Source organism: Streptomyces sp. NPDC037013 (genome assembly GCF_055607265.1).
Genome location: NZ_JBVJRV010000005.1, coordinates 514,135 through 540,114, shown reverse-complemented (window position 1 = coordinate 540,114; position 25,980 = coordinate 514,135). Strand labels below are relative to the sequence as shown.

Below are 25,980 nucleotides of genomic sequence, written 5' to 3'. Positions count from 1 at the left end.
CGGCGTCCCAACCGGTCTCGTCCTCGTTTCGGCCCCTCAGGAACGGGCACTTGACTCAGGCACGGGTGCCTCGCGCGCCGCCGGTCCGCTCCGCCCCGCTCCAGCAGACCGCCCGCCGATCGCGCCCACCAGCGAGAGCGCCCGTAGCTCCCGTACCCACCATTCGTGCGACTCGCATCCGCTCCCAGCGTCGCGCTGACGCACCCATCGTCGAAAGAGGCGCAGCCCGAGACCCCGGCCGCACTGCCGTCAACGAGGTCAAGGACCGCGCATGTCTCTCCACACGCTCCGCTCCCCGTCCGTCGTCCCGCCGGAAGGCGCCGCCCCGCCGTCCCAGGGTTACGACGGGAGAGAAGCCTTCCCCTGTGCGGGAACGGCTGCCGAGCGCACCGGCAGTGAGCGGCTCTCCCTGGTGATCACGGCATTGATCGTCTTCCTCCCCTTCCTGGCACTCGGTCTGGGCATCTGGCTGCTGTGGGGCCGCCTGATCCATCCCCTCGACGTCCTGCTCGCCGCGGTGCTCTACACCGTCACGGGCCTCGGCGTCACGGTCGGCTTCCACCGTGGCCTGACCCACGGCAGCTACCGGGCCGCCCGGCCGCTGCGCACCGCGCTCGCGGTGGCCGGGTCCATGAGCTTCCAGGGTGACGTGATCGGCTGGGTCGCCATCCACCGCCGCCATCACGCCTTCACCGACCGGCCGGGCGATCCGCACTCTCCGTACCGCTACGGCACCTCTGTACGCGGTCAGTTACGCGGACTGGTGCATGCCCACGTCGGCTGGCTCTTCCGCAACGACCGCACCTCGGCGGAGCGTTACGCTCCCGACCTCCTGGCCGACCGCGACATCCGGGCCGTGTCCCGGGCCTTCCCGGCCCTGTGTGTCCTCACGCTCGCCCTGCCCTTCGCCGTGGGGTGGTTGATCGGCGGCAGCTGGGTGCCGGCCCTGACCGCCTTGCTGTGGGCGGGACTTGTCCGCGTCGCCCTGCTCCAGCACGTCACGTGGAGCGTGAACTCCCTCTGCCATGTGATCGGTGAGCGGCCGTTCCGTACCCGTCGTCACGACCGCGCCACCAACCTGTGGCCCCTGGCCCTGCTCTCGTTCGGCGAGAGCTGGCACAACCTGCACCATGCCGACCCCACCTGCGCCCGGCACGGCGTCGACCGCGGCCAGCTCGACCCGTCGGCCGCCGTGATCCGCTTCTTCGAACGCCTCGGCTGGGTCTGGGACGTGCGCTGGCCCACCCCGGACCGCCTCGCCGCCCGCCGCGCGTGAACCCCAGCGACCGCATCCCGTCCAGGAGTCCTCATGACACTTGCCCCGCCGTCCCCGCTCTCCTCCTCGTCGTCCGCCGTCCGCCTGAGCCTGATCTCCCAGCCCGTGGAGGGCTACATGCCCCGGCGCATCGACGGCGCCTGGTGGCCCCGCTCGCCCGATCTGGTGTCCGAACTGCCCAGGCTGCTTGCCGCACTGCCGCCCGCCTGGGGACGGGTGACCAGCGTCCTCGTGGACGAGTCCGTATGGTCCCCGTTCCCGGGCCGGCTGCTCGTCGCCGACCAGGTCGTACGCCTGCGCCGGACGACCACCCAGCACTCCACGTCCACCGTCTGTCTGCTGGCACCCGGCCGGGGCCGGTGGGACCTGCTGGTGGTGCCGCCTGCCGCCACGGAGGCGGAGGCCGGGCAGCTGATGGAGGGTGTGGCCACTGCCTTGAGGGACAGCGTGGGGTCGGGAGCCGCCGATCGGTGACGGCGGCCTTCGGGGCGCCGCCGCGGTCCGTGGCACCCCGGCCCGGCCGCCGGACCGCCGGGCAGGCGTACGAGAAGTCCGCTCGGGACGTCGGCGGAGTACGCTCGTGTTACCGAGGGTATTTCGTGCACCGGCGTCCATGCCGTTGACGCTTTCGGCGATCTGATCCCGCCGGGCCGGCACCGGCCGGTCCGGAGCAGGATTCGTTTGTCGACCGGCCGATGACGGACGCGGCGCGCCCGCGCACGGTGTCGGAGACCGAGCATCGAGGTTCCGCCGCTCTCGCTGAGGCAAGGGAGTCGCCATGAACACCGTCAGGCTCCTGTCGGACACGAGCGGCGAGCCGGTGCTTCCCGGTACCGCGGTCCTGCGGATGGAGACGACAGCAAGGCGTGCGGGGACGTTCGACGGCGCGTGGTGGCCTCGGACGCGCGACCTCAGGAGCGAGCTGTCAGGTCTCCTCACCGCGCTGACGGCCCGCCTGGGTCCCATCGCTCGTGTGGGCCTCGACGCGAGCGAGTGGGCCGAGACCCCGGGCCATCTGTTCGTCGAAGGGGACATGGTCCACCTCGACTGGTCCGCCGTGAGCGACAGCACCATGATCGTCACCCGGGGCGACCAGGACCACTTCCTGTTCCTGGTGGTGCCGCCGGGGGCCGGTCCCGGCCCCGCGCGGGCCGCGATGGTCATGGCCGTACGGGACGACAACGCCGTTTCGGCGGAGCGGATTCTGGCCGACACCGGAATCACCCCTGCCGATCGGACCGGCGCTTCCCCGGGGCGTCCCGGCTGAAGCGGGCCGGCAGACCGGCCACCGAAGACCCGACAGCAGCCCGAGACCCCGGCCGCACCTCAGACGACAGGCCGGGGTCCTCCCGTGCCGTGTGCCTCCCGGACCACGGGTCCGGGACCGTCATCGACGCAAGGAAAGTGGGAATCATGGGTGTGCTGATCGCCGTGCCGGCGGTGTGCGCCGTGGCCGGGATCGTCCTGCTCGCGCTGAGCCTGCGCAACGTGCAGCAGTACGAGAAGGGCGTGGTGTTCCGCTTCGGGCGGCTGCTGCCGGACATCCGCGGGCCCGGCCTGCGTGTCATCCGGCCGATCGGGGACCGGATGCGGAAGGTGTCCGTACAGACCGAGGTCCTGGGCATCCCGCCGCAGGGGGCCATCACGGCCGACAACGTGACGCTCACCGTCGACGCGGTCGTCTACTTCAAGGTCGTCGACCCCGTGAAGGCCCTGGTGAACGTGCGCGACTATCCGGCCGCCGTCTCCCAGATCGCCCAGACGTCGCTGCGCTCGGTCATCGGCAGGGCCGACCTGGACACGCTGCTCTCCGACCGTGACCACATCAACGCGGAACTCAAGAAGGTGATGGACGCCCCCACCGAGGAGCCCTGGGGACTGCGCATCGAGCGCGTCGAGATCAAGGACATCGCCCTTCCGGAGTCGATGATGCGCTCGATGTCGAAGCAGGCCGAGGCCGAGCGGGAACGCCGCGCGCGGGTCATCGCCGCCGACGGAGAGTTCCAGGCCTCCCAGCGGCTGACCGACGCCGCCGCGACCATGGCCGACACCCCCGGAGCGCTCCAACTGCGCCTCTTGCAGACCGTGGTGGACGTCTCCGCCGAGAAGAACAGCACCCTCGTGATGCCGTTCCCCGTGGAGATGCTCCGCTTCTTCGAGCGCCAGAGCCACCAGCACCAGGGCGGGGACGGTGGCGCCGAGCCCGAGGCGCGGCCCGCGCGCCGGAGCGACGGGCAGGCCGCGCTTCCCGCGGGGGGCGTGATCCCCGAGCCCGTCATCCCCGCACCGGCCTCCGCACCGTCGGCCTCCCTGCCCGAAGAGCCGGCCGGCGGCCGTGCCGAGGTGGCCCGGGAGCGGCGGGACAACTGGCCGACGCGGCTCGACGCCGAGGAAGCCTTGAGCGGTTGACCGTTCCGGACCGCCCGGGGCGGCGCGCTCGCCCGACGCGCGTGACCCACGCCTGACGCGAGTGACGCACGTCTGACACGAGTTCGGCAACTGGCCTGAGCCGGCCCAACCTGACGTCCTGTCAGGGAGCGCGAAACCGCTCCTGTTCCCGGGTCGCCCCGGGAACAGGAGCGGTTTGCGTGTGTGTTCGGCGAGGGACCTGACGCGCGCGTGCGGGAACTCCGCGAGAAGTACGGCATCCCCTCCGGCACCGGCCGGTTGTGGCGACAGTACGGCTCCTCCTGGGGACGCATCCCGCGCTTCGCCCTACCGAGGACGTGAAGTGCACGGACAGAACTCCCGTGACTGATCGGCGAGGTGAGCGCCTCGGGGAAGCCCGGGGCCGGGCCGGCCCCAGCACACGGCCGCCGCCTTCGCGGCCGGTGCGCGCTCGCGCACCGGTGCCGGGCGGCGGCCGTGCTTCACGCGGGAGGCAGTCTCACCGGGCGGACGGCTCCATGTGCAGCAACAGCTCCGTCGTCTCCCTGTACTGCCGCAGCGCGAGCCGCAGTTCCTCGGTCGGCACTTCGGTGTCCTTGTCCTGCCAGCTCGTGCGCAGGGCGCGGCGCCGGTCGGCGAGGGCTTCGGTCAGACGGGTCACGGCCTCGTCGAAGACGCTGTCGGCCTCCTCCACCGCCTGGCGGGGGCTCTCCACGAAGGTGCCGAGGGCCTGCTGGAGCCCCATGGTGAGCTTCTCCCGCTCGCCTGGGGGGAGCAGGGGGGAGCCGGGGGCGTGGCGGGGATCGTCGGCGCCGACGGCCGGATCGTGCCGCGGGCGGTCCGGTTCGCTGCGGGGCGGCTGCGGAGCGTGCCGCTTCGCGGGATCCGGGCTCTCGCCCCGGGGTTGCTGTGCGCGTTCCTGGTCGTACATCACCCTGTGTCACTTCCCTTCGCGTGGCGCCGGCTCAGTACCCACGGCGCGTGGCTGCGGTCGTCAAAAGATCGTGGATCGCGCCGGTCCGGCGCGTTCGGTCGCTCGGCGACCAGGGCCTCGAAGAGGGTGCGGGCTTCGATCATGGCCTGCCGCATCTCCTCTGTTCCGCTCTGGCCGCGGGCCGCCGCATGCAGGACACGGTGGCCATGGGAATGGTGGGCGTGGTGGACGGAGAGCGCGGCCATCCGCACCTCGAACTGCTCGCCGCCGGGGAAACCCCGGTCACCGGTGAGGCGCGACAACAGTGCGTCCGCCTCGATGACGGCCATGTGCGGCGACTCGGCGAACTGCTCCTGGGCGAGGGCCCATTGGGTCGCGTACTGCTCGCGGACCTCGGGTGACAGCGGTCGCCCCTGGAGGGATCCGTGACGACTCACACGTTCGGTGAGCTCCCGCTCGGCCGCCCGGACGTCGCCGTTGTGGAGGGCGACGGCGCGGGCGTACTCGGGCCCGAAGCGGCGCTTCAGGTCGCGTCCGCCTCCGCCTCGGGCCCGTCCACGCCCGAGCAAGAAGAGGGTTGCCGCCGCGATGACGAGCACGGTGATGATGACGACGGTGGCCATGGCTGCCCCCTTTTGGCCTTGAGCCGTTGCCCGCTCTGCCGCCTTTCCGGCAACCCCCTTCAGCGCGGGCGGTGTTGGCCCGGCCGGTCGTGTCAGCGCCTGAAGGCGCCCTTCGCCTTGTCGCCGGACTGCTTCAGACCTCCGGAGATCCGGTCGGCCCTGCCCCGCCTCCGCAGTCGCCCGTCGCCGGTTCTCCTGCCGAAGCGTTCCGTGATCCGGCCCGTGAAGGCCTGCGTCCTGTGCCTGATCGTCCGTCCCACGCTCATGGCTGTCCTCCGATCGTCCGATGGGTGGGCACCCGCGCGTGATCGCCGTGCGAGCCGCCGTTCCAGGGGGCCGGGCGGGTCACTGGGGTGAGGTGGGTCGGCCACGACTGCGGAGGGAAGACCACCAGGATCAGCAGAAGGAGAACGATCCATGTCATCGTCGGGGCCTCCGGTCCGCGGGGGCGTGTTCCTGTTGTCCGCGGGGTCCGGGCGAAGCGGGAAGGCGGAATGCCTCGCCCGATGGATCCGGATCGGCATGGCCTTGCACCGTGCCGTCAGTCAACGCCCGGTGACTTCCTTTGTCAACGGCCCTTGGATGCGTACGAGTCGGGGGAGCGTGGCCGGGCCGCCCGGGAAACCGGAGTCGCGGCGCGAGGTTCGGTCGGCTCGGCCGGCGGCAGGATGTGATCCTCCCACCAGGCCAGGCCCATGACGGTCGCGAGCAGGACGAAGGGGGCTGCGGCCGGAACGATCAGCGTGTACATGCGTACCGCCTGAGGTCGATGCGTGCGACGCGGCGGGCAGCGGATCGGTGCCCGCACGGGGCGCATCGAGGCCGCGCCGGAGAGGCGAGGGGCGGATGCGGGAGCGGTCGGGCTCGTGACGCGGCGGCTCCGGCAACGATGCGCGCGGTGCGTTCCCTGGGGAGCGCGAGGGCTGTTCGGTGCGGCCGGGGGCCGGGGCGGCACGCCGCACACTAGCCCCCGCCGCATTCACTGACCAGATGTCAAGGAGCCATCCGGAGCGGGCAGTACGCGGTGGAGCGGTGAGGTACCCGCGGTCTCCGGGAAGGACTACGCTGGGGAGCGAGGCCCCGGACCCCGGCAGCGATGTTCCGTTCCGCCCCGGGAGGCCCGCCGTGTTCGTGCTCTGGTTCATTCTCCTCGTGGCCTTGTTCGGTCTCGGATTCCTCGACGCCCTGTGGTGGGTGGCCGCGGCCGTGCTGGTCTTCGGCTTCGTCCACTACGGGCGCGGCGGCGGCAGGGTCTGGGGGCGCGGGAACGACTCGGAGTACGGGCAGTACCGGGAGTACCGGGACCGTCAGGAGCGGTGGGATCGCCGCTATCGCCGCCAGCGCCAAGGACGATGGATGCGCCAGGACCGCCGGGACCACGAGCACCACAGGTGACCCGCGACATTGCCTGCCCAGGCAGTCCGGAGCGGCGTCGGCCGGGCCGGACGGAGCGATTCGGCGAGAGGGGTCGGTCGTGCGGCGCATGATCGCGGTCCAAGAGGAGCGGCAGCAGCTGACGGCCCGCCCCGCCCGGGCAGGCGCGTCCCCGGGGCGGGACGCCGCCGCGCTGCGGGCCGAGATCGATCAGCTGCGCCGGATGATGGCCGGCCGAGCCGTCGTCGACCAGGCCTGCGGCATGGTGATGGTGCTGACCCCGTGCCGTCGCGGGGCGGCGCGGGGCCTGCTGGTGGATGTCGCGCGGCGATGCGATCTCAGGCTGCGAGAGGTGGCCGCGGCCGTGGTCGCCACTACGGAGGGCGAGCCGCTGCCCGGCCCGGTGCATCGGGCGTTGCGCCGCGCGCTGCGACGGCTCCACGCGGCGGACCGGACTTGAGCGTCGGTCGTACGGACGGGATGGGCCCCTCAGGAGGGAGACGTCATGATTCACGCAGCCGATGTCCGGGAGTGGCGCGACCTCGCGGTCGTCGACGCCGAGGCACACAAGATCGGTGTCCTCGAAGCGGTCTATGTGGACACCGCCACCGACGAGCCGGCCATGGCCACGGTGCGGACCGGGTTGCCCACCCGGCACCGCCTGCTGTTCGTCCCCCTCGACGACGCGATCGTCGGCCCGGACTACCTCAAGGTCACCTACGCCAAGGCGCTGGTGAAGACCGCTCCCTCGATCGGCACCGACGACGTCCTGCCCGCCGAGGACGAGGAAGCGGTCTTCAAGCACTACGGGTTGCCCTACGAGCCCGGTGCGGGCGGCGAGCGGAAGCTCGCCCGTCGCTGACCGCGGGCGGCGCCCAGGAGGGCGCAGGCCATGGCTCTCGTCACTGTGCTGTGAGGTAGGTGCCATGCGTCAAGCGACCACACCCGGTGAAGACGGGAGACCCCCGACGGCTGAGGCGTCGGCCGGGGTTGCGGATCCCGTCGTCGAGGTCCTCGAACTGCGGTCGGAGAATGCGCAGTTGGCCAGGGCGCTGTCGAGCCGAGCAGTGATCGACCAGGCGCGCGGCATGGTGATGGCCCTCGCGCCGTGCCCCGGCGAGCGGGCCTGGGAGGTGCTGGTGGACGTATCGCAGCACTGCAACGTCAAACTCCGGGATGTGGCCGCGTCCCTGGTCGCCACCACGGAGGGCGTGCCGCTTCCCGAGCGGATGCGGCGGGAACTGCGCCGCGCGCTGGGGCGCCTCGACGACCGGCGCTGAGGATGTGCGCGCGCTGCGGACGGCACCGGGAGCTGTTTCCCCAACCCTCCGGTGCCTTCGTCCGGTGCCGGCCGCCGAACGCCCTGCGCGGGTATCCCGCCCCGGGGGCCTCAAACGCGGGTCCGGCGGCTGCGCCCGGTCCACGCCACGGCCGGCCGGCGCGGCTATTAGGGCCGGAAGGTCCGGGCGTTGTGCGCGAGGCCGTCGGGGTGCTCTGCCGTGCGCTCTCCGCGTGGGATCACCGTCGGTCCGGCAGGTAGACGGTGAGGGCCCGGGCCCTCTTGTCGAGGACGAAGGTGTCGGAGGCGGGGCTGACTTCTCCGTCGCGGGTGTAGTCGCCTGCCTCGCCCACGCCGTCGATCCGCAGGCGGACGGCGGTGGTCTCCTGGTAGACGCGGGAGCGGGCGAGGGTGCCGGTGAGGAAGGCGGCCACGAGGCGGGTGCGGGCGAAGGGGTGCTTGCCGTCGACGATGCGCAGGTCGAGGAGGCCGTCGTCGAGGCTCGGGCGGGAGGAGGGGGCGAAGCCGGACGGATCGTAACGGCTGTTGCCGGCGAAGAGCAGCCACAGCCGCCGGGGCCGCCCGTCGACAAAGACGTCGACGGGCGCGCCGTCGGTGAGGACCCGGAGCAGGCCGATGGCGAGGGCGGGCCATTTGCCGAGGGACGTCTCGCGGGCCTCACGGGCCCGGACGAGTTCGGGGTAGACGCCGATGCTGAAGGTGTTGAGGAAGTACGTGCAGGTGCCGTCGCCGGTGACGCGGCCGAGGTCGACGGCACCGCCCCGGCCTGCTTCCACGGCCTCCGCGGTGTCCCGCAGGGTCGGCAGTCCCAGGTCGGCGGCGAAGTGGTTGAGGGTGCCGCCGGGGAACACCGCGAGCGGCAGGTGGCCGTCGACGGCCAGCACGGCCGCCGCGTTGACGGTGCCGTCGCCGCCCACGACTCCGAGCGCGCCGCCACGCGCCGATACGTGCGCCGCGGCCTTCCGGAGCACGGTGTGCAGGTCCTCGCCGGCCTCGCACAGCCGCACGTCGGCCTTGGGCAGGAGGGTGCGCAGCTCGACTTCGGCGGGTATCTCGTTGCCTGCGTCGCTGTTGACGACCACGACCAGTCCTTCGCCGAAGGGAAGGGCGGGCACCGGGAGTCCGGGCCGAGCGCTGTCGGCGGGCACGTCGCGGCGCAACGGCCACCAGCGGCAGGTCGCCGCCGCGACCCCCGCGCCGAGCACGACGTCGGCCAGGACGCGGCCGGGCGCATGCACGCCTGAGCGGGCGCGGGCGGCGGCGATGCCCGCCGCGACGGGGAGGAGGACGGCTCCCAGCCCGGGAGCCTCAAGGGCGGCGGCCGTCGCGAAGGCGGCGGCACCGGCTGTGCGATGGGACGAGGGCGTCGTCCCGCTCGGCGGATGCCGCAGCGGTCGGCGGCTGTCGAGCGCCTTGGCGGCGGCTTGGACGGCGGCGGAGACGAGGGCGAGCGAGCCGGCGCCGCGCAAGGCGGCCCGGCGTGTGCCACGGCCGGTGGTCAGGCCCTTCGCGGGCGCGCGGAGCTTCGTGGGTCCGCCGATTCGCGGTTCATGGGTTCGCATGCCGGTCGAGTACCCCTGCCCGGGGCGAACAGGCTGGCGGCCGCGCGGCGCTTCAGACGTTCGTGCGGGGGCACTCGGCGGTCAGGCGCGCATCGCGCGCACCATGCTGTGGGGAGGGCCTTGTGATGTCGTCTCGAGCACGGGGAAGGGGCCGGGGCGCGGGTTCCGCCGCCAGGTCCGCCGAGAACGAGACGCTGACCGCCGCTGGTCGGGCGGGCTTCGTCGCGCGTGGTGTCGTGTACGTCCTCATCGGTGCCCTGGCCCTGCAGATGGCCCTGGGCAGTGGCGGGGAGTCGGCGGACCGGCAGGGCGCGCTGGACCAGGTCGCGGAGCAGCCCTTCGGCAAGGTGATGCTGTGGGCGCTGGTCGTCGGCTTCGGCTGCATGGCCCTGTGGCGAGGCTCCCGTGCGGTGCTCGGCAGGGGGCCCGAGCGGAAGGCCGCCTCACGTCTCCTCGACGGCGGCCGGGCGGTCTTCTACGGCTCGGTCTGCTGGGGAACCGCGGTGTTCGCCGCCGGTGGCGGCCAGGGCTCCAGCGGTAACGCGAAGTCAAGGGACTGGACGGCGTCGGTCCTCGAACTGTCGTACGGCCAAGTGCTGGTGGGAGCCGGCGGCTGCCTTCTGATCGGCATCGGTGCGGTGCTCGCGGTACGGGCGGCGATGCGCAAGTTCCTGCGCCAGCTCGACCTGGGCGGGACGAGCCACCGGACCCGTCAGGTGGTCACCGGCCTGGGGGTGGGCGGGGGCGTGGCGCGCGGCCTGGTGTTCGCCGCGGCCGGTGTCTTCATCCTGATCGCGGCCATCCGCTTCGACGCGAACGAGGCCAAGGGGGTGGACGCCACCCTCCGCAGCTTCACCCACACGCCGGTGGGCCCGTGGCTGCTGGTCGCCGTGGCGATCGGCCTGATCCTCTTCGGGGTCTTCTCCTTCGCTTCGGCGCGCTGGCGCCGCCTGTGAGCAGGCTTCGGGCGTCGGGCGGGCCGGGCCCGGAGCAGCCTTGCCGGGAGGATCGGCCGAGGTCGTCAACCGGCGCGTCCTCCTTACTCAGAACGTCAGGCCGACGAGGGGATCCGTGTCGTCGATGAAGGCACGGGCCACGTCGGACAGGCGGAGCTGGTGGGAGCGGGCGTAGCCGCGCAGAGCGCTGAACGCCTGTTCCATGTCGATGCCCTGGCGTTCGGCCAGTTTGCCCTTGGCCTGCTCGATCAGTACGCGGCTGTTGAGTGCGGTCTGCAATTGCTCGTTGAGGACCGTGGTGCGCTCGGTGGAACGTTGCTGGAGGAGACTGATGGTGGCGACGTCGGCCATGGCCTGCGCGATGGGGATGTCCACCGGGTCGAAGGGGCCGGGAGCGGTACGGAAGAGATTCAGCGCACCGACGACCTCGTCCCGCAACCGCATGGGCAGGGCCTGGACCGCGCCGAAACCGTGCAGCTGCGCCTGGGCGACGAAACGGGGCCAGCGGGCGGTCTCCGTACTCAGGTCGGTGACGGCCACCGGGGTGCCCGTTCGGAAGCAGTCCAGGCAGGGGCCCTCGTCGTTCTGGAGCTGGAAGAGCTCGAGCAGCCGCACCTGTTCGTCGGAAGCGGCCATGACACGCAGGTCACCGTTCCGGTCGGCGAGCAGCACACCGGCGGCGCTCGCGCCGAGCATCCCGACGCAGCGGTCGGCCAGCAGGCGCAGGAAGTCGATCAGGTCGAAGTCGGCGACCAGGTTGTCCGCCAACTCGACGAACGTCTTGGCCAGGAGTTGCTCATTCATTTTCTACACCCTTTGTCGAGACTGGCTCTGCCTGAAGAGGGCCGGAGGTGCGGTGCCGTGCATCCACCGGACCGGGCGGGGGCGTCACGGGTCCTCGTCCCTCTGGGTCGGCTCCGCGTCGGGGGAGAAGCGGAGCCGTCGGGCCACCACGTCGGCGGCGACGACGGTGAGCCGCCGCCCATGGGCGTAGGCGTACGCGCGCAGCCGGACGAAGGCCTCGTCGATCCCCACGCCGAGCTGGACGGTGAGCATGCCGGTGGCCTGGGAGATCTCCGCCCGGTACCCGCCCAGGTCCTCGCAGTGCCCCTGGGCCGCGCCGTCGTCGGGTGGTGCGCCGGTCGTGTCGATCCGGGCGTCCAGCAGGACCAGCGTCGCGAACTCGGCGAACGCCAGGGCGTCGGCCAGCTCCTCCCCGCCCAGCCGGACCGGGGCCCGGGCGTACAGGTCCAGGACTCCGGGGTTGATCGCCCCGATCTGCAGGGGGAGCGCGAAGACGGCGTGCGCTCCGGCCGCCAGCGCCGTGTTCGCGAACACCGGCCAGCAGTCCTGCAGTTCACTGATGCGCAGGTCGGGCGTGAGGACGGCCGTGCCGTGCGTGAAGGCGTCCACACACGGCCCCTCGCCCAAGGTGAGCTGCAGCTCCTCCAGTTGCTCGCTGATGTCGTCGGTACTGCACAGCGGATGGCTTGCCGCGGTCCGGGACATCACGGAGAGCCCGGCCCCGTCGACCGGCAGCGCGGCCACCGCCGCGGCGCACACGTCCACCACGCCGACCCGGCCGCCACGCCGGGCCGCCTGCTCGGCGACCAGCAGGCGAATCCGCGACGACCGGCCGTTGGGGGTCACCCGGGCCACCGCGCCCAGGAGGGGTGGGTCGGCCCCTCCAGCCTCGCCACGGTTCGCTCTCCGAGGGGAAGCACCAGGGCGCGGAAGACCGTGTGGCCACGCGGCCGCCGGATCTCTCCGATGTCCTGCCACCCCCAGGAGCGGTAGGCGTCGCGGGACGGGCCATCGGCCCGGTCCAGCAAGGTGGTGCCGAGCGATGCCTGGTGATCGGCGAGCAGCCGCTCCTGGAGGCGGCGGGCCAGGTCCCTGGCCCGGTCCCGTGGATGCGGGCGGACCAGGATGCCGGTGACGGCGAAGACTCGGTCGGACTCGGTGAGTTGGCCGATGCCGGGCGGCAGTGCCCCGTCGAAGCCCAGCCACCATGAGCCGTCGCCGCGCACCGGGAACCCAAAGGCGCACCCCACCAGGCCGTCCGTCTCCGCGATCACCATGGCGAACCCCGGCAGGCGGATGTCACCGGCCAGACGGTCCAGGAACCCCGCCCGGCTGCCGCTGCGGTACTCCTCGGCGGCCTCGGTCTCGCAGGAGGCCACGTACAGATCCGCCAGCTCCTGGCGCAGGCCTTCCACCAGCCACCGGTTCACCTGACGCAGCCGCACCGCACCGATGTCGCACTTCTCGTCGCCCACGGGCTGCCGCGACCGCCCCCGCCGGGGCCAGCCCGTCACAGCACACCGCCGGGGACCGCGGGAGCGGGCCGACGCGATCTTTCGGGACGTGTCACGGGGAGTGGATCCAGCCCGGAGGGAAGGGAGTCCTGGACGGGTGGCGGCACGGGAGCGGCAGGCAGCCCCATGAGGACGAAGCCGCAGCCGGCCAGCTCGATCATCCATGCCAGCAGCGGAGGCGGGTGGTGCAGCCGCAGTGTTCCCCCCGCCGTCGTGGAGTCCAGGGACGCCTCGACGAAGGCGTTGAGGCCGCTGCAGTCGCAGAAGGTGACAGGGGTGAGATCGATGTCGATGGTGCGCATGCCGTCCTGGAGGCACCGCGCGAGCGCCGTACGCATCAGCGGCACCGTCTCCAGATCGATCTCACCGGCCAGCGTGATCAGGGCCCGGGTCTTCCTGTCGTGCCGGTAGACGTTCAACTGTGGTAGGGGCATGACGCCTCGGTTCCAGAGACCCGCCGGGCGGAGCCACGTGCGGAGCCTGACTCCAGGCTCCTCCTCGGGACGCTCCCGGCGGAGACATACATTCGGGGGAGGCGGGTGACCGGACCACGTGGTCCGCTCCCCGCGGCCATTTGTGCCGAGCAACAACAGGTCCGCCGGGGTCCAGGACGTCCGTACCTCAGGATAACCCCCATCCCGCACCGGAAGGCGGCCGGAAGCCACCCTTCTCAAGGGCTGGAACCTGGCCGGGGCCCGGCGGCGCCCGGTGCGCACATCCGTTGTGCCGCCCGGTACTTGGAGGTCGGCGCAGGGACGGCCACACGTGAGGCGCGGGGACGGCCGGGGTGCGGTGGCGCCACGCTGCGGCCGACCCCCGCGGCCGTATGGTGGGGCGAGCAGGCAGCGGCCGTCCCGGCCCTGTCGGCGTCCAGTTCTCGGGGGAGCGGGGGGCTTGTGAGAGACCGGTCGGGGGACGATGTGCTGGTCCCCTCGTTACGCCCATGGCTGGGGGCGGTCGCGGGGCTCGCCGTGCTGGTGGTCGGCGTGATCGGGGGCATGTACGCCGGGCACAGTCGGGCCGGTGCCGTGGATCGGTGGTTCGTGGAGCCGACCGCGGACAGTGTGGGGCCGCCGTGGCGGCGTGTCGCTCTGGCCGTGGACTTTCTGGGGGAGCCCGTCGGGTCTGCGTTCCTCGTCGTGGCCGCGGTGGTCGGGTGTCTGCTGCTGCGGTGGGTTCGTGGCGCCGTGCTCGTCGTGGCCGGCGTCGGCGTCACCGTCGTGACGGCCACCGTGCTCAAGTCGCTTGTGGGGCGCACCATTCACGGCGACGGCAATCTGTCCTACCCGAGCGGGCACACCGCCTTCCTCACCTCCCTCGCACTTGTCCTGGCGCTGCTTGCAGTCGGGCGGCTCGGTCTCGGCAGGGCGGCCGGCATCTCACTCGTGGCCGCCGCCGCGTTGGGCGCCGGGGTCGCCATGGGGTGGGCGCAGGTCGCCCTGGGCGCGCACTACCCGACCGACGCGCTCGGCGGCTGGTGCACCGCGCTCGCGGCGACACCGGCCACCGCGTGGCTCGTCGATCGGGTCGGAGGGGTAGGGCGTACGTCAACTCCCGCTGGCTCGGCGTGAGGTGACGTGACGTCCGTGCGTCGGTTCGGTCGGCCGCCTCCCGTTCACGCCTTGCGGCGGAACACCGGCTTCACCGGGCGGCCGCCCAGCCATGGGTTCGGGTCGCCCGCGTCCAGCGCCTTCCGGTAGACCGCGCACGCCTGGGCCACCACCTCGACCGTGGCGTCGATGTCCGCGTCGTCGAGCGCGCTGCTCACCACGAAGGAAGGGGCGAGCACCCCGCCTTCGAGGAGCCGGCGCAGGAACAGCGTGCGGTACGGCTGGGACGGGCGGCCCTGCTCGTCGAGGGTGGCGTAGACGAGGTTGCTGGCCCGGCCCCGGACGACCACGTGGTCGCCCACGCCCATCGCCGCGGCGGCCTCCCGGACACCGGCGGCCAGCCGTTCGCCGAGGGCGTGCAAGCGCGCGGTGATGCCCTCCTCGACGTAGGTGGCCTGCACCGCCATCGCGGCGGCCAGGGAGTGGGTCTCCGCGCCGTGCGTGGTGGAGAGGAGGAAGACGCGGTCGTCGGGGTGGCGCAGGCCGCCCCTTTCCATCAGCTCGCGGCGGCCGGCCAGCGCGGAGACCGCGAAGCCGTTGCCCAGCGCCTTGCCGAAGGTGGAGAGGTCGGGGGTGACGCCGTACAGGCCTTGGGCGCCCGCCTCGGACCAGCGGAAACCGGTGATCATCTCGTCGAAGACCAGGACGCAGCCGTGCCGGTCGGCGAGGTCGCGCAGGCCCGCGAGATAGCCGGCGGTGGGGTCCTCTCCGCCGGAAGGGGGCCGAGAGCCCCGGGCCGGCTCGTTGTGGGTGGCCGGTTCCAGGATCAGGCAGGCGACCTCGCCCTCGTACCGGGTGAGCAGCTCCTCGGTGGCCGCCAGGTCTCCGTACGGGAACGCCACGGTCAGCTCGGTGGTCGACGCCGGGATGCCCGCGGACATCGGTGTCCTGCCGATGAACCAGTCGTCGACGGAGAAGAACGGGTGGTCGGCGCAGACGGCCACCCGCGGGCGTCCGGTGGCGGCGCGCGCGAGGCGTACCGCGGCGGTGGTGGCGTCGGAGCCGTTCTTCGTGAACTTCACCATCTCGGCGGTCGGCACCGTGGCGAGGAAGCGTTCGGCGGCGTCGACCTCCATGACGGACGGCCGCACGAAGTTGCTGCCGCGGTCGAGTTCGCGGCGCACCGCCTCCGTCACGCGGGGGTGCGCGTGGCCGAGGCTGACCGAGCGCAGCCCCGATCCGTACTCGATGTAGCGGTTGCCGTCGACGTCCCACACATGGGCGCCGCGGCCGTGGCTGATGACCGGGGCCAGGCCCTCGGGGTACTGGTCGTCGCCCTTGGCGTACGTGTGCGCGCCGCCGGGGACCAGCGCGTGCAGGCGTTCGTTCGCCAGCCGCGACCGGGGCAGCCGGAACTCCTCGGTGTCCACGTCGGCCTCAACTCTCCTTCTGCTTCAGGGCCTCGGCGAGGCTCGGGGCCTCCCGGTCCCGCCGGGACATCGAGGTGACCGGCAGCGGCCACGGGATGGCGAGTTCCGGGTCGTCGAAGGCGATCGTGACGTCCTCGGCGGGGTCGTGCGGGCGGTCGATCCGGTACGAGGTGTCGGCGGTCTCGGTGAGCGCCTGGAAGCCGTGCGCGCACCCGGCGGGGATGTACAGGGTCGCCTGGGTGTCGCCGGACAGTTCGAAGAAGGCGCGGCCCAGGTGGGTCGGCGACTGCGGCCGCAGGTCCACGACGACGTCGAAGATCTTCCCGTACGAGCACCGCACCAGCTTGGCCTCGCCCGCGCCGGAGCGCAGGTGCAGGCCGCGCAGCACGCCGCGGACCGAGCGGGAGAGGCTGTCCTGGATGAAGGCGTCCGGGTCGAGGCCGACCGAGCGGACCACGTCGGCGTCGAAGGTGCGGCAGAAGAAGCCGCGTTCGTCGGCGTGCGGGGTCGGTTCGAAGAGGAACGCGCCCGCGATCTCCGGGACTTCGGTCACTTTCATGGGCTCTCCTGCCGGGTGCGGGCTCGCGCGTGGTCGGTCGTCGGGAACAGGGTCGCGGACAACTCGGTGAACTGGCACTCCAGTTGGCGTGCGGCGGTACGGTTTCGCTCGGCAAGCGTCCGCCGCAGTTCCGTCGCCCGCTCCTCCAATTCCCCGAACTGCTCGATCAGTTTGTCGGCGTCGACCTCGCGGGCCGGGTGGCAGTACGCGCCGAGGCCCATCCGGTCCATGAGGGCGTCGCTCTTGGCCGCGTAGCTGAGGGCGAGCGTCGGCGTGCCGGCCTTCAGCGCGCAGATCAGGTTGTGGTAGCGGGTCGCCACCACCGCGTCGGCGGCGGCCGTCTCCGCCATCAGGTCGGCGAGCGAGGCCGCTTCGGCCGCGGTGACCAGCGGCGAGTCCACCGCGGCCAGGATCGCCGCGACCACCGGCGCGTCGCACGCGTCGCCGGTGAGCAGCCGCACGGGCCTGCCGGCCTCGGCCAGCGAGCGGACGAACCGGGTCGTCCCTTCGAGGTAGCGGCGGTGGATCTCATCGGCCCTGGCGCGGTCGGCGTCACCGCCGTGGAAGTCCATGACGCCGACGCAGACGGTGCCCGGCCGCTTCGGCGGCATGCTCGCACGCGGGGCGGGCAGGGCGAAGGCGAGGTCGGGGTAGACCTGGTCGCGGGCGGTGTCCACCCCCATCGCCCGCATCGCGTCGCGGGAGTGCGTGTCCCGGTACGACCGGTACGCGGCCAGCCGCGCCGACCAGCGCACCAGGGCCCTGGTCGGCCGGACCGCGATGGGGTCCGCGCCGACGCCCACCAGCGCCACCGGGGTGCCCGAGAGGCGGCCCGAGGCGCAGAGCAGGAACAGCGCGTACGGGAAGCCCCACGGCCGCAGCGGCAGCGTGGCCTCGAGGACCCCCATGCCCGGCACGATCACCACGTCGTGGTCGCGCACCCAGAGGGCCGTGCGGACGACGTCGACGACCTTGCCGATGGCCTTGCCCGCGACGGCGCCCGCGCGCGACGCCGTCCGGTACTCGCCGCGGTACCAGTGCAGCCGAGTCGCGGGGATCCCGTACCGGGCGGTGACCGCCTCGGGCCCGCCGCACAGCGCGTCCACGAGCGCCTCGGGGTGCTCGGCGCGGAGGTAGCCGAGCACCGCTTCGAGCGACCCGTCGTTGCCGAGGTTGCCCGAGCCGAGCAGGCCGAACACCCCGACGCGCGGCGGGGTTCCGTCCACCACCGTCATGCCTGCCTGCCCTCGCGTCCCGCGACGAGGGCGTCGACGGAGACGGTGGTCAGCGCCGGGTCGGCCGGGGCGCGGTCCTCGACCCGCTCGCCCGCGCCCGGCCGGGCCCGGCTGGCCATCCAGGCCGCGAGGTGGCGGTAGCACGCGCCGCGGTCGGCCGAGGAGAGCGGCGCCCGCCGGATCGCCGACGCGAAGCCCCAGACGTACTCGGCGAGCAGCCGGGGCGTGGGGTGCAGCGGGCCCGCCCGGCGCGGGTCGAGGTTGACGCACCGGGAGCGCTTGGAGGGGTTGGCCCGCTCGGCGCGGGTGGGGTGGTCGCGGCGGAAGTACAGCAGCTCCGGCACCTGGTGGAACGGCCCGTTCAGGACGATCTCCGCGACGAACGTGCGGTCCGCGTGGTGGTAGCTGTCGTGCGGCCGCACCCGGCGCAGCACGTCGGCCCGCATCACGCCGTAGAAGTCGTCGCCGCCGGGCTCGAAGAGGAAGCTGCGGAAGCGCTCCGGCGCGCGCGGCGAGTCGGTGGCGATCCCGTACTCGTAGGGGACCTTGACCCGGCCCTCGCCGTCGATGACCGCCTGGCCGGAGTGGGCGAGGACCACGTCGGGCCGCTCGTCGAGCGCCTCCACGCAGCGGCGCAGCAGGTCGCGGGCGTACAGGTCGTCGTGCGACGCCCACTTGAACAGCTCGCCGCGGCACTGCGTGAACACGTAGTTGTGGTTCGGCGCCGCGCCGATGTTCCGGGCCAGGCGGAGGTAGCGGATCCGCGAGTCCCGGGCGGCGTACTTGCGGCAGATGTCCTGGGTCCCGTCGGTCGAGGCGTTGTCGGTGATGACCAGTTCGAAGTCCTCGTACGTCTGGCCGAGCAGGGCGTCGAGGGACTCGGCGAGGTACTCCTCGCCGTTGTAGACGGGCAGGCCGATGCTCAGCCGGGGTTGGGCGGTCATGACGTCCTCACTTCACGGATGGAGTTCTGGTGGCGCTCGCGCAGGGCGGCCCGCAGTTGCAGCCACCACACGGCCGAGCCGCAGGCGGTCGCGGCGGCGACGCCCCAGGCCGAGCCGACCGTGCCGGCCGCGGCGGCCCCGCCGAGTCCGCCTGCGACGTAGCAGGCTGAGGCGAACAGCTGGCTGCGCAGACTGCGCCGGGCGGCGGCGAGCGCGCGCAGCCCGGCCGCCGCGCCGGTGCCGAGGCCGGCGCCCGCGACGCCGAGCGCGGCCGGCACGATGAGCCGGGAGGCGGAGTCCCAGACGTCGCCGAGCACGAGTTCGCCTGCCCGGTCCGGCACGAGCAGCAGTGCCGCGCCCCAGAGCAGCGCGGCGACGGCCTGCCCGCCGCCGAGGGCGAGGCAGAAGGAGCCGAGGCGGTGCGGGGCCTGGCGCAGCACCCTCGCCGCCTCGGCGACGGTGACCAGGGAGAGACCCATCAGGATGGCGAGGAACGGGCCGAGCAGCAGCTCGGCCCCCCGGATCGCGCCCACCGCGCCGACCCCGACGATCGCACCGAGACCGTACGCCCGCAGCTGGCTCGCGCCGCTGACGCAGGTGTTCTCGACGAGGTAGCGGTAGCTGAGGTCGCGGTGTTCGCGCAGCCACGCGCGCGCCCCGGCCGGGCGCGGCAGGATCCCGGACTGGAAGCAGCCGTAGACCGCGGCCACGGCGGCGGACGCGCCCCAGGCGACCACGTACGCGGCCACGCTGCCCACGCGCGCCGCCACCACCATGGCGGGGACGAGCGCGACGCCCCACACCAGGTCGTTGACGAACGCCTTCCGCCCGGCCCCCGCGGCGAAGAACGAGTACCGCCAGGCGTCCTGCACGAGCAGCCCCGGCAGCACGACGCCGAGGCAGGCGAACGCGGGCCCCACGCGTCCGCCCAGAGCGAGGCCGGCCACCAGGCACGCCGCGCCGACGGCGGCGCCGACACCGAGCGCCGCGCCCGACGAGCGGGCCACCGCCCCGCGCCAGGCCGCCTCGGGCACCCCGCTGAAGCGCACCACGAGCGGGTCGGTGGCAAGGCCCCGGGAGACGCTGAGCACCACGCCGTACGTCACCCAGGCCAGGCTGAAGACGCCGAACGCGGCAAGGCCCAGCGAGCGGGCCACGTAGATCCCCACCGCGAAGTTGGAGATGCTGGACGCCGCCTGGTCGGCGAGCCCCCAGGAGAGCCGGCCGACCATGGCCCGCTTGGCGGTCCGCCCGGCCGGGGCCGTGCGGCCCTGCGCGCTCTCCCCCTCGGTGGTCATCGGCGTCATGCCTTGATCAGCCCGGCGGCGGCCAGGGCGTCGGCCGCGGTGGCGACGGTGTCGAACGGCAGCCCGGACCGCTCGGCGACGTCCAGCAGACCGTGCTCGCCGTCGGAGAGGCTCAGCACCCAGAGCATGGCCATCTGGGCCTGCTTGGTGTCGCTGCGGCCGCCGAGCGCGTCGTACAGCCCGCGCCGGCCCAACTGCGGTTCGCCGTACGGGCTGAGGTTGACGTACCGCCGGTTGCGGTCGAGGACGTCGAACGCCTCCCGGCAGACGGCGAGCGTGTCCGCCATCGCCTCGGGCGAGACGAAGTCCGGATTGTCCGCCGAGGTGTGGTACTCGGGGTAGCCCGCGTACGGGGTCCGGCTGAGCGAGCCCACGCCGAGGTCGAACCCGGGGGAGCAGTACTGCCGCTCGTCGTAGCCGTACGGGGTGAACTCCGTGATCCGGTGCGGGCGTTCGGAGGTGGTCAGGACGTGCCGCAGCACCCGGTCGATCTCCGCGTCGCCGCGCCTGCTCTGCTTGTACGTCAACTGCCCCCGGTCGCCGGCGCAGGCCAGCACGAGACCGTGCTTGACCTGATCGATCCGCTCCGCGTTGCGGGCCAGCCAGGTGATCGCCCCGATGGTGCCGGGGGCGAAGATGAATCGGTAGGTGTGGTACGGCGTCCGCTCGGCCAGGGCCCGGGCGAGGAACGTCGCCACCGCGATGCCGGCGAGGTTGTCGTTGGCCAGCGACGGATGACACACGTGGCAGGAGACGATCACCTCGTCGGGGACCCGGCCGGGGACCACGTGCTCGGCGTAGGTGAGGTGGCCGTCGGCGAGCGTGGAGTCGATCCGTACCTCGTACTCCCCGTCCGGCAGGGCGTCCAGGGTCTCCTGGGCCAGGCAGAACCCCCACTCCGGCTTGTAGTAGCTGGTGCGGTACGGCACCCAACTCGGGTGCTCCGGAAGGGTGTACAGGTGCTCGCGCAGCTCGGACAGGGGCATCGTCGCCGAGACCGGCACGCTGTAGCCGAGGACGTGCAGGCTGGACGCGGCGAAGTCGACGACCCGGCGGCCGGTGGCGTCGGCGATGTACGCGTCCCGGATGTTCCACTCTTGCGGCACCGTCCAGTCGAGCACCTGCGTCCCGGTCGGCACCTCGTGCAGCCGCAGCGGAACGTACTCGTCGACGATCTCCAGGGTGGCCCGCACGCCGTCGCCCGTGATGCTCCGGCAGAGCGGGTACAGCCGCTCCACCAGCGCGTGCATCTCCCGGCCCGGCCCCGTCATCCGCGCCGCCGCAGGCTGTCGTCGACGGTGCCCGCGCCGGACGCCGCGCGCAGCACGGCGAGCCGGGTGAAACGCTGCTCGAAGTCCTCCCGGGTCAGCCCGTGTTTCCGGTAGGCGTCGGCGAGTTCGAGCGCGCCCTGCCGCACCGTCCACTCGCAGTCGAAGCCGGGGACGGCGGCGCGGAACCGGGAGAAGTCCACCCGGTACGAGCGGGGGTCGGCGCCGTTCTCGCCGGTGATCACCACCTTCGCGCCGGCGACCGCGTCGGCGACCTGCCCGGCGATCTCGGCGACGGTGACGTTGTTGGTCTCGCTGCCGATGTTGAACGCCCGGTCGTGCACCGCTTCGCGCGGCGCGTCCAGCGCGGCCGTGAAGGCCCGCGCGATGTCCACGGCGTGCACCAGCGGACGCCAGGGCGTGCCGTCGGAGAGCACGAGCACCTCGCCGGAGAGCAGCGCGTGGCCCACCAGGTTGTTCAGCACGATGTCGGCGCGGAGCCGGGGCGAGTAGCCGAACGCGGTGGCGTTGCGCATGTAGACCGGGGTGAAGTCGCCGTCGGCCAGCGCGTGCAGGTCGTCCTCCACCCGCACCTTGGACTCCGCGTACGGGGTCACGGGCCGCAGCGGGGCGTCCTCGCCGACCAGGTCGCCGCCGCCCGCGGCACCGTAGACCGAGCACGTCGACGCGTACAGGAAGCGCCGCACCCCGGCGTCGCGGGCGAGCCGGGCCAGGCGTACCGACGCGTGGTGGTTGATGTCGTAGGTGAGCTCCGGCGCGAGCGACCCCAGCGGGTCGTTGGAGAGCGCGGCGAGGTGGATGACGGCATCCACCCCGGCCACGTGTTCGGCCGTGACGTCACGCAGGTCCACCCGGTGGCCGGGCGGGTCAGCGGGGGCCGGGCCGAGCACGCAGTCGGCGAACAGACCGGCGTCGAGACCGACGACCTCGTGTCCGGCGGCCGCGAGGACCGGGGCCATCACGGTGCCCAGATAGCCCTGGTGTCCGGTGAGCAGTACGCGCAAGGTTCATTCCCCCAGGTCGAGAGTGAGTTTGGTGACGGCGAACGCCTCGGCGTAGCGCGCGTGGCATTCGATGCCGCGGATCCGGGCGAGCCCGAGGAAGGCCTCCCGGTCGTACCAGGGCCGGTGGCGCTGCGACGGGTAGTGCTCCTGCAGCAGCCGCACCTTCCGCTCCGCGGTCTCCGGCGACAGCGGCTGGTACGCCGCCATGCGGCCGAGGTCGCCGTCCCACTTGACGATCTCGTAGCCGAGCACGAGGTGGTCGCGGAACGCGGTGGGGATCAGCTGCGCGAGGCCCCGGTGGTCCTGGTGCGCGTCATCGGTGCGCGGGGCCAGGACCAGATCAGGGTCGCCCTGCGCCCGCAGTTCCTCGACGGCGGCCTTGGCCTCGTCCCAGTGCACCGGTACCCGGCCGTCCGGCAGCTTGAGCACGGTCAGGCGCAGGTCGGCGCCCGGACAGAAGGCGGCGAGCGCGGCCCGCTCCTCCTGTTCCCGCTCGCCGCCACCGCCGGTGAGCACCAGCGCGTCGACGCGGATCCCCGGGTGCGCGAGGCACAGGGTCAGCAGCGTGCCGCCGGCGCCGATGGCGATGTCGTCGCAGTGCGCGCCCACCGCCACGACCCGTCCAAGTCGCCCCGCGCCGAGCCGGATCATGCCCGCACCCCCGCGCCGTCCCGCTCCCACACGGCCCACGGGCGGTCGCCGCGGGCGTAGGCCTCGTCGAGCGCGGCGCGCTCCTTCACGGTGTCCGTCGGCTTCCAGAAGCCGCGGTGCCGGTGCGCCACGAGCCGTCCCTGCTTGGCCAGTCCGCCGCAGCCGTCGGCGACCAGGTCGCCGTTGTCCGGGATGTGGTCGAAGACCTCCTGGCGGAGCACGAAGTAGCCGCCGTTCTCCCACATCGGCAGTTCGCTCACCGGGGTGATGCCCCCCACCAGGCCGTCCTCGCCCAGCTCCACGCAGTGGAACGAGGACTGCGGCGGCACCACCATCATCGACGCGCCGGCGTCGCGCCGGGCGAACCGGTCGATCATCTCCGGCAGCGGGGCGTCGGTGAGCACGTCGGCGTAGTTGGCGAGGAACATCTCGTCGCCGTCCAGGTGGTGGCGGACCCGGCGCAGCCGCTCGCCGATCGGGGACTCGATGCCGGTCTGCGCGAACGTGATCGTCCACTCCGATATATCGGTGGAGAGCAGCTCGGTCCGCCCGCCCCGCAGGACGAAGTCGTTGGAGGTCGTCTCCTCGTAGTTGAGGAAGAACTCCTTGATGTGGTGGGCGCCGTAGCCCAGGCACAGGATGAACTCCGTGTGCCCGAAGTGCGCGTAGTAGCGCATCACGTGCCAGATCAGCGGCCTGGGGCCGACCATCGCCATCGGCTTGGGCACGTCGTCGGAGCTGCCGTTGCGCATCCGCATCCCGTAACCGCCGCAGAACAGTACGACCTTCATGCTGTGACCTTTCGGGACGCTGCTTCGACGACGCTCAGTTCCGGGATGGGGAAGACGAGCCGGCCGCCCCACTCGTGCACGAAGGACAGCTGCTCGACCAGTTCGGCCCGCAGGTTCCAGGGCAGGACGAGGACGTAATCCGGCTTGTCGGCGGCGATCTGCTCGGGCGGCAGGATCGGGATGCGGGTGCCCGGGGTGAACCGGCCGTGCTTGTACGGGTTGCGGTCGACGGTGTACGCGAGCAGGTCGGGCCGGATGCCGCAGTGGTTGAGCAGGGTGTTGCCCTTGCCAGGGGCGCCGTAGCCGACGACCGTCTCGCCGCGCTCGGCCGCCGTGATCAGGAACTTGAGGAGGTCCCTGCGCACCTTGGCGACCCGCGCGGAGAACTCGGTGTACCCGGACAGCTCCTGGAGCCCGGCCGCCTTCTCGCGGGCCAGCACGTCGGTCACCTGCCGGCTCGGCTCGCCGGCCACCTCGGCGGGCCGCGCCCACAGCCGGATCGAGCCGCCGTGCGTCGGCAGCAACTCGACGTCCACGAGGGCGAGTCCACCGCTCGCCAGGGCCCGCATCGCGGAGGCGACCGTGTAGTACTGGAAGTGCTCGTGGTAGATCGTGTCGTACTGGTTCTCCTCGATCAGGGTCAGCAGGTGCTGCACCTCGATGGAGACCCAGCCGTCGTCGGCGACCAGGGCGCGCAGCCCCCGCGTGAACCCGACCACGTCGGGAATGTGCGCGTACACGTTGTTGGCCACGACCAGGTCGGCCGGGCCGTGCCCGGCGCGGACGGCCGCACCGGTCTCCGGGCTCAGGAACTCCGTGACCGTCGGCACCCCCGCGTCCCGCGCCGCCGCACCCACGTTCACCGACGGTTCGACGCCGAGGCAGCGGATCCCCCGGTCCACCACGTGCTTCAGCAGGTATCCGTCGTTGCTCGCGACCTCCACCACGAAGGCGTCGGCGCCGAGCCCCACCCGCTCGACGGCGTCGGCGACGAACGTGCGCGCGTGCTCCACCCAGGAGGTCGAGAAGGAGGAGAAGTACGCGTACTCGCTGAACGTCTCCTCCGGCGTGATCAACGGCGGTATCTGCGCGAGCCAGCACTCCGTGCAGACCCGCAGGTGCAGCGGGTAAGCGGGCTCCGGCCCGTCCAGTTGGTCCGCGGCGAGGAAGCTCTCGCACGGCGGCGTCGCCCCCAGGTCGACGACGCTCGCCATCGCTTCCGAGCCGCAGAGTCGGCATCGTGTCATCTGCTGTCCCCATCCCCCCTGCTCGCGGGCGTGTCCCCGCCGCGAGCCAGTGCTGACCGCCCCGCGATCGCGGTGCGGTACCCCTCCACCAGGCGGTCCAGGCCGACGGCCGGGCTGAACCCCAGCTCGTAACGGCGCCGGGCCGCCAGGCCCATCTCCCGGTTGCGGTCCTTCTCGACCGCGATCCGGCGTATGCGGGACGCGAGCGAGGCGGCCTCGCCCGGCCGGTGCAGCAGCCCGGTCACCCCGTCCTCGACCAGCTCGGCGAAGGCGCCGTGACCGGCGGCGACGGTCGGCACCCCGGCCGCCATCGCCTCCACGACCACCAGGCCGAACGCCTCCAGCCACGTCGAGGGGGCCACCACGGCGACCGACCGCGCGATGGCCTCCTGGCACCGGGCCGTGTCGTACAGGCCGACGTAGCGCACGTCGTCGCGGCCCGCCGCCCACGCGGTCACCTCCCGCTCCAGCGGCCCCGTGCCGGCGATCACCAGCGGCACCCCCACCCCGCCGTCCGCGGCCAGCTCGTCCCACGCCGCCATGAGCAGCCGTACGCCCTTGGCCTCGGCGAGGCGGCCCAGATACAGCAGGTGCTCGCCCTCGCCCGTACGGCGGGCCGCCGGGTCCGGCACGAAGTTGTGCTTGACCGCGAGGCGTTCGCCCGGCATGCCGGCCCGCACCAGGACGTCGCGCTGCGCCGCGGAGATGCAGAAGAACCGCTCCACGCCGGACCACCACCGCCGCCGGTTGACCGACAGGCCGACCGCGAGCGGCACGGTCGCCAGGCGGGAGTTCCGGTAGCAGCCGTGCCGGACGGCGGGCAGCGGCACCGTCGTCCCGACGCACTCGGTGCACGGCCGGCCGTCCCGCTGCAGGGTGCCGGGCGGGCAGACCTGCGTGTAGTTGTGGAGCGTGGCCACCGCGGGCACGCCCGCGTCGGCGCAGGCGGCGAGGACCGCGGGCGACAGGAGCGGGAAGACGTTGTGGACGTGCACCACGTCCGGCCGCCCGGCGCGCAGGCGGGCGGCGAGCTCCCGGCGGACCCCCGGATTCCACGGCACGAGGAACGGCACCGCGGCCTTGCCCGGCAGGGACCGGGCGGCGATGTCGTCGCTGCGCCGCTCGAACACCTCGACCCGGTGACCGGCCGCGCGCAGCAGCGCCACCTCCTGGTCGACGACCTTGTTCTCGCCGCTCGGCTGTGCCGAGCCGTAGCGGTTGTGCACCACGAGGACGTGCATG

Annotated in this window: 30 protein-coding genes; 10 read left to right on the top strand and 20 right to left on the bottom strand. The window is 72.9% G+C overall.

The annotated features are described in order from the left end of the window. Positions 1-271: 271 nt before the first annotated feature. The 4 genes from ACZ7DY_RS21405 to ACZ7DY_RS21390 all read left to right on the top strand — a co-directional run bounded on the left by ACZ7DY_RS21405 (position 272) and on the right by ACZ7DY_RS21390 (position 3,685). Positions 272-1,276: an acyl-CoA desaturase gene (locus tag ACZ7DY_RS21405; RefSeq protein ID WP_471137528.1), complete on the top strand. Its 1,005-nt coding sequence runs from the start codon at positions 272-274 to the stop codon at positions 1,274-1,276. A gap of 33 nt (positions 1,277-1,309) precedes the next feature. Continuing rightward, positions 1,310-1,750, top strand: a complete 441-nt coding sequence (locus tag ACZ7DY_RS21400) for a DUF5994 family protein (RefSeq protein ID WP_471137527.1) — start codon at positions 1,310-1,312, stop codon at positions 1,748-1,750. 304 nt (positions 1,751-2,054) lie between these two features. Next, entirely contained in the window at positions 2,055-2,543 is a 489-nt protein-coding gene (locus ACZ7DY_RS21395; protein WP_471137526.1) for a DUF5994 family protein, read from the top strand. A 143-nt stretch (positions 2,544-2,686) separates the two neighbouring features. After that, the gene (locus ACZ7DY_RS21390) at positions 2,687-3,685 is read left to right on the top strand and encodes a slipin family protein (protein ID WP_471137729.1); all 999 of its coding nucleotides are present in this window, start codon (positions 2,687-2,689) and stop codon (positions 3,683-3,685) included. 478 nt (positions 3,686-4,163) lie between these two features. Here the strand turns inward: ACZ7DY_RS21390 and ACZ7DY_RS21385 are convergent, their stop codons facing one another. The 4 genes from ACZ7DY_RS21385 to ACZ7DY_RS21370 all read right to left on the bottom strand — a co-directional run bounded on the left by ACZ7DY_RS21385 (position 4,164) and on the right by ACZ7DY_RS21370 (position 5,972). Then, positions 4,164-4,595, bottom strand: coding sequence for a hypothetical protein (locus ACZ7DY_RS21385; RefSeq protein WP_471137525.1), 432 nt, complete (start codon positions 4,593-4,595; stop codon positions 4,164-4,166). Beyond that, the gene (locus tag ACZ7DY_RS21380; RefSeq protein WP_471137524.1) at positions 4,595-5,221 is read right to left on the bottom strand and encodes a hypothetical protein; all 627 of its coding nucleotides are present in this window, start codon (positions 5,219-5,221) and stop codon (positions 4,595-4,597) included. The genes ACZ7DY_RS21385 and ACZ7DY_RS21380 overlap by 1 nt, the downstream gene beginning before the upstream one ends. 92 nt (positions 5,222-5,313) lie before the next feature. Beyond that, a complete protein-coding gene (locus ACZ7DY_RS21375; RefSeq protein WP_471137523.1) occupies positions 5,314-5,487 on the bottom strand; it encodes a CsbD family protein in 174 nt (57 codons plus the stop codon). Between the two features lie 302 nt (positions 5,488-5,789). Then, positions 5,790-5,972, bottom strand: coding sequence for a hypothetical protein (locus ACZ7DY_RS21370; RefSeq protein WP_471137522.1), 183 nt, complete (start codon positions 5,970-5,972; stop codon positions 5,790-5,792). 401 nt (positions 5,973-6,373) lie between these two features. Between ACZ7DY_RS21370 and ACZ7DY_RS21365 the strand changes: the two genes are divergently transcribed. From ACZ7DY_RS21365 to ACZ7DY_RS21350, 4 genes are all read left to right on the top strand, one after another. After that, complete coding sequence (locus tag ACZ7DY_RS21365) at positions 6,374-6,616, top strand: hypothetical protein (RefSeq protein WP_471137521.1); 243 nt, start codon at positions 6,374-6,376, stop codon at positions 6,614-6,616. 88 nt (positions 6,617-6,704) lie between these two features. Beyond that, entirely contained in the window at positions 6,705-7,055 is a 351-nt protein-coding gene (locus ACZ7DY_RS21360; RefSeq protein WP_471137727.1) for an ANTAR domain-containing protein, read from the top strand. A gap of 45 nt (positions 7,056-7,100) precedes the next feature. Beyond that, positions 7,101-7,457: a PRC-barrel domain-containing protein gene (locus ACZ7DY_RS21355; RefSeq protein WP_471137520.1), complete on the top strand. Its 357-nt coding sequence runs from the start codon at positions 7,101-7,103 to the stop codon at positions 7,455-7,457. Between the two features lie 64 nt (positions 7,458-7,521). After that, complete coding sequence (locus tag ACZ7DY_RS21350) at positions 7,522-7,875, top strand: ANTAR domain-containing protein (protein WP_471137519.1); 354 nt, start codon at positions 7,522-7,524, stop codon at positions 7,873-7,875. Positions 7,876-8,113: 238 nt separating this feature from the next. Here the strand turns inward: ACZ7DY_RS21350 and ACZ7DY_RS21345 are convergent, their stop codons facing one another. Then, positions 8,114-9,457, bottom strand: coding sequence for a diacylglycerol/lipid kinase family protein (locus ACZ7DY_RS21345; RefSeq protein ID WP_471137518.1), 1,344 nt, complete (start codon positions 9,455-9,457; stop codon positions 8,114-8,116). A 125-nt stretch (positions 9,458-9,582) separates the two neighbouring features. Here ACZ7DY_RS21345 and ACZ7DY_RS21340 point away from each other — a divergent pair, with 125 nt between their 5' ends. Continuing rightward, positions 9,583-10,413, top strand: coding sequence for a DUF1206 domain-containing protein (locus ACZ7DY_RS21340; RefSeq protein WP_471137517.1), 831 nt, complete (start codon positions 9,583-9,585; stop codon positions 10,411-10,413). Positions 10,414-10,500: 87 nt separating this feature from the next. Here the strand turns inward: ACZ7DY_RS21340 and ACZ7DY_RS21335 are convergent, their stop codons facing one another. The 4 genes from ACZ7DY_RS21335 to ACZ7DY_RS21320 all read right to left on the bottom strand — a co-directional run bounded on the left by ACZ7DY_RS21335 (position 10,501) and on the right by ACZ7DY_RS21320 (position 13,165). Beyond that, on the bottom strand, positions 10,501-11,217 hold the full coding sequence (locus tag ACZ7DY_RS21335) for a GAF and ANTAR domain-containing protein (RefSeq protein WP_471137516.1): 717 nt from the start codon (positions 11,215-11,217) through the stop codon (positions 10,501-10,503). Positions 11,218-11,301: 84 nt separating this feature from the next. After that, a complete protein-coding gene (locus tag ACZ7DY_RS21330; RefSeq protein WP_471137515.1) occupies positions 11,302-12,063 on the bottom strand; it encodes an ANTAR domain-containing protein in 762 nt (253 codons plus the stop codon). Further along, entirely contained in the window at positions 12,060-12,692 is a 633-nt protein-coding gene (locus ACZ7DY_RS21325; RefSeq protein WP_471137514.1) for a hypothetical protein, read from the bottom strand. Before ACZ7DY_RS21325 ends, ACZ7DY_RS21330 begins: the two co-directional genes overlap by 4 nt. A gap of 35 nt (positions 12,693-12,727) precedes the next feature. Further along, positions 12,728-13,165, bottom strand: a complete 438-nt coding sequence (locus tag ACZ7DY_RS21320) for an STAS domain-containing protein (RefSeq protein WP_471137513.1) — start codon at positions 13,163-13,165, stop codon at positions 12,728-12,730. Positions 13,166-13,627: 462 nt separating this feature from the next. Between ACZ7DY_RS21320 and ACZ7DY_RS21315 the strand changes: the two genes are divergently transcribed. After that, positions 13,628-14,302, top strand: a complete 675-nt coding sequence (locus tag ACZ7DY_RS21315) for a phosphatase PAP2 family protein (protein WP_471137512.1) — start codon at positions 13,628-13,630, stop codon at positions 14,300-14,302. 44 nt (positions 14,303-14,346) lie between these two features. Here the strand turns inward: ACZ7DY_RS21315 and ACZ7DY_RS21310 are convergent, their stop codons facing one another. The 11 genes from ACZ7DY_RS21310 to ACZ7DY_RS21260 are packed head-to-tail and all read right to left on the bottom strand — an operon-like array spanning position 14,347 to position 25,979. Then, positions 14,347-15,711, bottom strand: a complete 1,365-nt coding sequence (locus ACZ7DY_RS21310) for a glutamate-1-semialdehyde 2,1-aminomutase (RefSeq protein ID WP_471137511.1) — start codon at positions 15,709-15,711, stop codon at positions 14,347-14,349. 7 nt (positions 15,712-15,718) lie between these two features. Beyond that, positions 15,719-16,270, bottom strand: coding sequence for a dTDP-4-dehydrorhamnose 3,5-epimerase family protein (locus ACZ7DY_RS21305; RefSeq protein ID WP_471137510.1), 552 nt, complete (start codon positions 16,268-16,270; stop codon positions 15,719-15,721). After that, complete coding sequence (locus tag ACZ7DY_RS21300) at positions 16,267-17,505, bottom strand: polysaccharide pyruvyl transferase family protein (RefSeq protein ID WP_471137509.1); 1,239 nt, start codon at positions 17,503-17,505, stop codon at positions 16,267-16,269. Before ACZ7DY_RS21300 ends, ACZ7DY_RS21305 begins: the two co-directional genes overlap by 4 nt. Beyond that, a complete protein-coding gene (locus ACZ7DY_RS21295; protein WP_471137508.1) occupies positions 17,502-18,449 on the bottom strand; it encodes a glycosyltransferase family 2 protein in 948 nt (315 codons plus the stop codon). Before ACZ7DY_RS21295 ends, ACZ7DY_RS21300 begins: the two co-directional genes overlap by 4 nt. Continuing rightward, positions 18,446-19,756 (bottom strand): hypothetical protein, encoded by a 1,311-nt coding sequence (locus ACZ7DY_RS21290; protein WP_471137507.1) that lies wholly within the window; start codon positions 19,754-19,756, stop codon positions 18,446-18,448. Before ACZ7DY_RS21290 ends, ACZ7DY_RS21295 begins: the two co-directional genes overlap by 4 nt. Continuing rightward, positions 19,753-21,027 carry a DUF4910 domain-containing protein gene (locus ACZ7DY_RS21285; RefSeq protein ID WP_471137506.1) on the bottom strand — a complete coding sequence of 425 codons (1,275 nt, stop codon included), beginning with the start codon at positions 21,025-21,027 and terminating at the stop codon, positions 19,753-19,755. The genes ACZ7DY_RS21290 and ACZ7DY_RS21285 overlap by 4 nt, the downstream gene beginning before the upstream one ends. Further along, a complete protein-coding gene (locus tag ACZ7DY_RS21280; protein WP_471137505.1) occupies positions 21,024-22,049 on the bottom strand; it encodes an NAD-dependent epimerase/dehydratase family protein in 1,026 nt (341 codons plus the stop codon). Before ACZ7DY_RS21280 ends, ACZ7DY_RS21285 begins: the two co-directional genes overlap by 4 nt. A gap of 3 nt (positions 22,050-22,052) precedes the next feature. After that, complete coding sequence (locus ACZ7DY_RS21275) at positions 22,053-22,700, bottom strand: PIG-L deacetylase family protein (RefSeq protein WP_471137504.1); 648 nt, start codon at positions 22,698-22,700, stop codon at positions 22,053-22,055. Continuing rightward, positions 22,697-23,491 carry a sugar phosphate nucleotidyltransferase gene (locus ACZ7DY_RS21270; RefSeq protein WP_471137503.1) on the bottom strand — a complete coding sequence of 265 codons (795 nt, stop codon included), beginning with the start codon at positions 23,489-23,491 and terminating at the stop codon, positions 22,697-22,699. Before ACZ7DY_RS21270 ends, ACZ7DY_RS21275 begins: the two co-directional genes overlap by 4 nt. Beyond that, complete coding sequence (locus ACZ7DY_RS21265; protein ID WP_471137502.1) at positions 23,488-24,738, bottom strand: class I SAM-dependent methyltransferase; 1,251 nt, start codon at positions 24,736-24,738, stop codon at positions 23,488-23,490. Before ACZ7DY_RS21265 ends, ACZ7DY_RS21270 begins: the two co-directional genes overlap by 4 nt. Next, a complete protein-coding gene (locus tag ACZ7DY_RS21260; protein ID WP_471137725.1) occupies positions 24,735-25,979 on the bottom strand; it encodes a glycosyltransferase in 1,245 nt (414 codons plus the stop codon). The genes ACZ7DY_RS21265 and ACZ7DY_RS21260 overlap by 4 nt, the downstream gene beginning before the upstream one ends. Between the last annotated feature and the right edge of the window lies 1 nt (position 25,980).

Excerpts from the sequence above, each read along its gene's own strand:
- ACZ7DY_RS21275 (WP_471137504.1), bottom strand. The coding sequence starts at position 22,700 with ATGATCCGGCTCGGCGCGGGGCGACTTGGACGGGTCGTGGCGGTGGGC.
- ACZ7DY_RS21385 (WP_471137525.1), bottom strand. The coding sequence starts at position 4,595 with ATGTACGACCAGGAACGCGCACAGCAACCCCGGGGCGAGAGCCCGGAT.
- ACZ7DY_RS21395 (WP_471137526.1), top strand. The coding sequence starts at position 2,055 with ATGAACACCGTCAGGCTCCTGTCGGACACGAGCGGCGAGCCGGTGCTT.
- ACZ7DY_RS21305 (WP_471137510.1), bottom strand. The coding sequence starts at position 16,270 with ATGAAAGTGACCGAAGTCCCGGAGATCGCGGGCGCGTTCCTCTTCGAA.
- ACZ7DY_RS21345 (WP_471137518.1), bottom strand. The coding sequence starts at position 9,457 with ATGCGAACCCATGAACCGCGAATCGGCGGACCCACGAAGCTCCGCGCG.
- ACZ7DY_RS21340 (WP_471137517.1), top strand. The coding sequence starts at position 9,583 with ATGTCGTCTCGAGCACGGGGAAGGGGCCGGGGCGCGGGTTCCGCCGCC.
- ACZ7DY_RS21265 (WP_471137502.1), bottom strand. The coding sequence starts at position 24,738 with ATGACACGATGCCGACTCTGCGGCTCGGAAGCGATGGCGAGCGTCGTC.
- ACZ7DY_RS21360 (WP_471137727.1), top strand. The coding sequence starts at position 6,705 with ATGATCGCGGTCCAAGAGGAGCGGCAGCAGCTGACGGCCCGCCCCGCC.
- ACZ7DY_RS21285 (WP_471137506.1), bottom strand. The coding sequence starts at position 21,027 with ATGACGGGGCCGGGCCGGGAGATGCACGCGCTGGTGGAGCGGCTGTAC.
- ACZ7DY_RS21350 (WP_471137519.1), top strand. The coding sequence starts at position 7,522 with ATGCGTCAAGCGACCACACCCGGTGAAGACGGGAGACCCCCGACGGCT.
- ACZ7DY_RS21270 (WP_471137503.1), bottom strand. The coding sequence starts at position 23,491 with ATGAAGGTCGTACTGTTCTGCGGCGGTTACGGGATGCGGATGCGCAAC.
- ACZ7DY_RS21370 (WP_471137522.1), bottom strand. The coding sequence starts at position 5,972 with ATGTACACGCTGATCGTTCCGGCCGCAGCCCCCTTCGTCCTGCTCGCG.
- ACZ7DY_RS21300 (WP_471137509.1), bottom strand. The coding sequence starts at position 17,505 with ATGACGGTGGTGGACGGAACCCCGCCGCGCGTCGGGGTGTTCGGCCTG.
- ACZ7DY_RS21355 (WP_471137520.1), top strand. The coding sequence starts at position 7,101 with ATGATTCACGCAGCCGATGTCCGGGAGTGGCGCGACCTCGCGGTCGTC.
- ACZ7DY_RS21335 (WP_471137516.1), bottom strand. The coding sequence starts at position 11,217 with ATGAATGAGCAACTCCTGGCCAAGACGTTCGTCGAGTTGGCGGACAAC.
- ACZ7DY_RS21260 (WP_471137725.1), bottom strand. The coding sequence starts at position 25,979 with ATGCACGTCCTCGTGGTGCACAACCGCTACGGCTCGGCACAGCCGAGC.
- ACZ7DY_RS21295 (WP_471137508.1), bottom strand. The coding sequence starts at position 18,449 with ATGACCGCCCAACCCCGGCTGAGCATCGGCCTGCCCGTCTACAACGGC.
- ACZ7DY_RS21400 (WP_471137527.1), top strand. The coding sequence starts at position 1,310 with ATGACACTTGCCCCGCCGTCCCCGCTCTCCTCCTCGTCGTCCGCCGTC.
- ACZ7DY_RS21375 (WP_471137523.1), bottom strand. The coding sequence starts at position 5,487 with ATGAGCGTGGGACGGACGATCAGGCACAGGACGCAGGCCTTCACGGGC.
- ACZ7DY_RS21405 (WP_471137528.1), top strand. The coding sequence starts at position 272 with ATGTCTCTCCACACGCTCCGCTCCCCGTCCGTCGTCCCGCCGGAAGGC.
- ACZ7DY_RS21290 (WP_471137507.1), bottom strand. The coding sequence starts at position 19,756 with ATGACGCCGATGACCACCGAGGGGGAGAGCGCGCAGGGCCGCACGGCC.
- ACZ7DY_RS21380 (WP_471137524.1), bottom strand. The coding sequence starts at position 5,221 with ATGGCCACCGTCGTCATCATCACCGTGCTCGTCATCGCGGCGGCAACC.
- ACZ7DY_RS21320 (WP_471137513.1), bottom strand. The coding sequence starts at position 13,165 with ATGCCCCTACCACAGTTGAACGTCTACCGGCACGACAGGAAGACCCGG.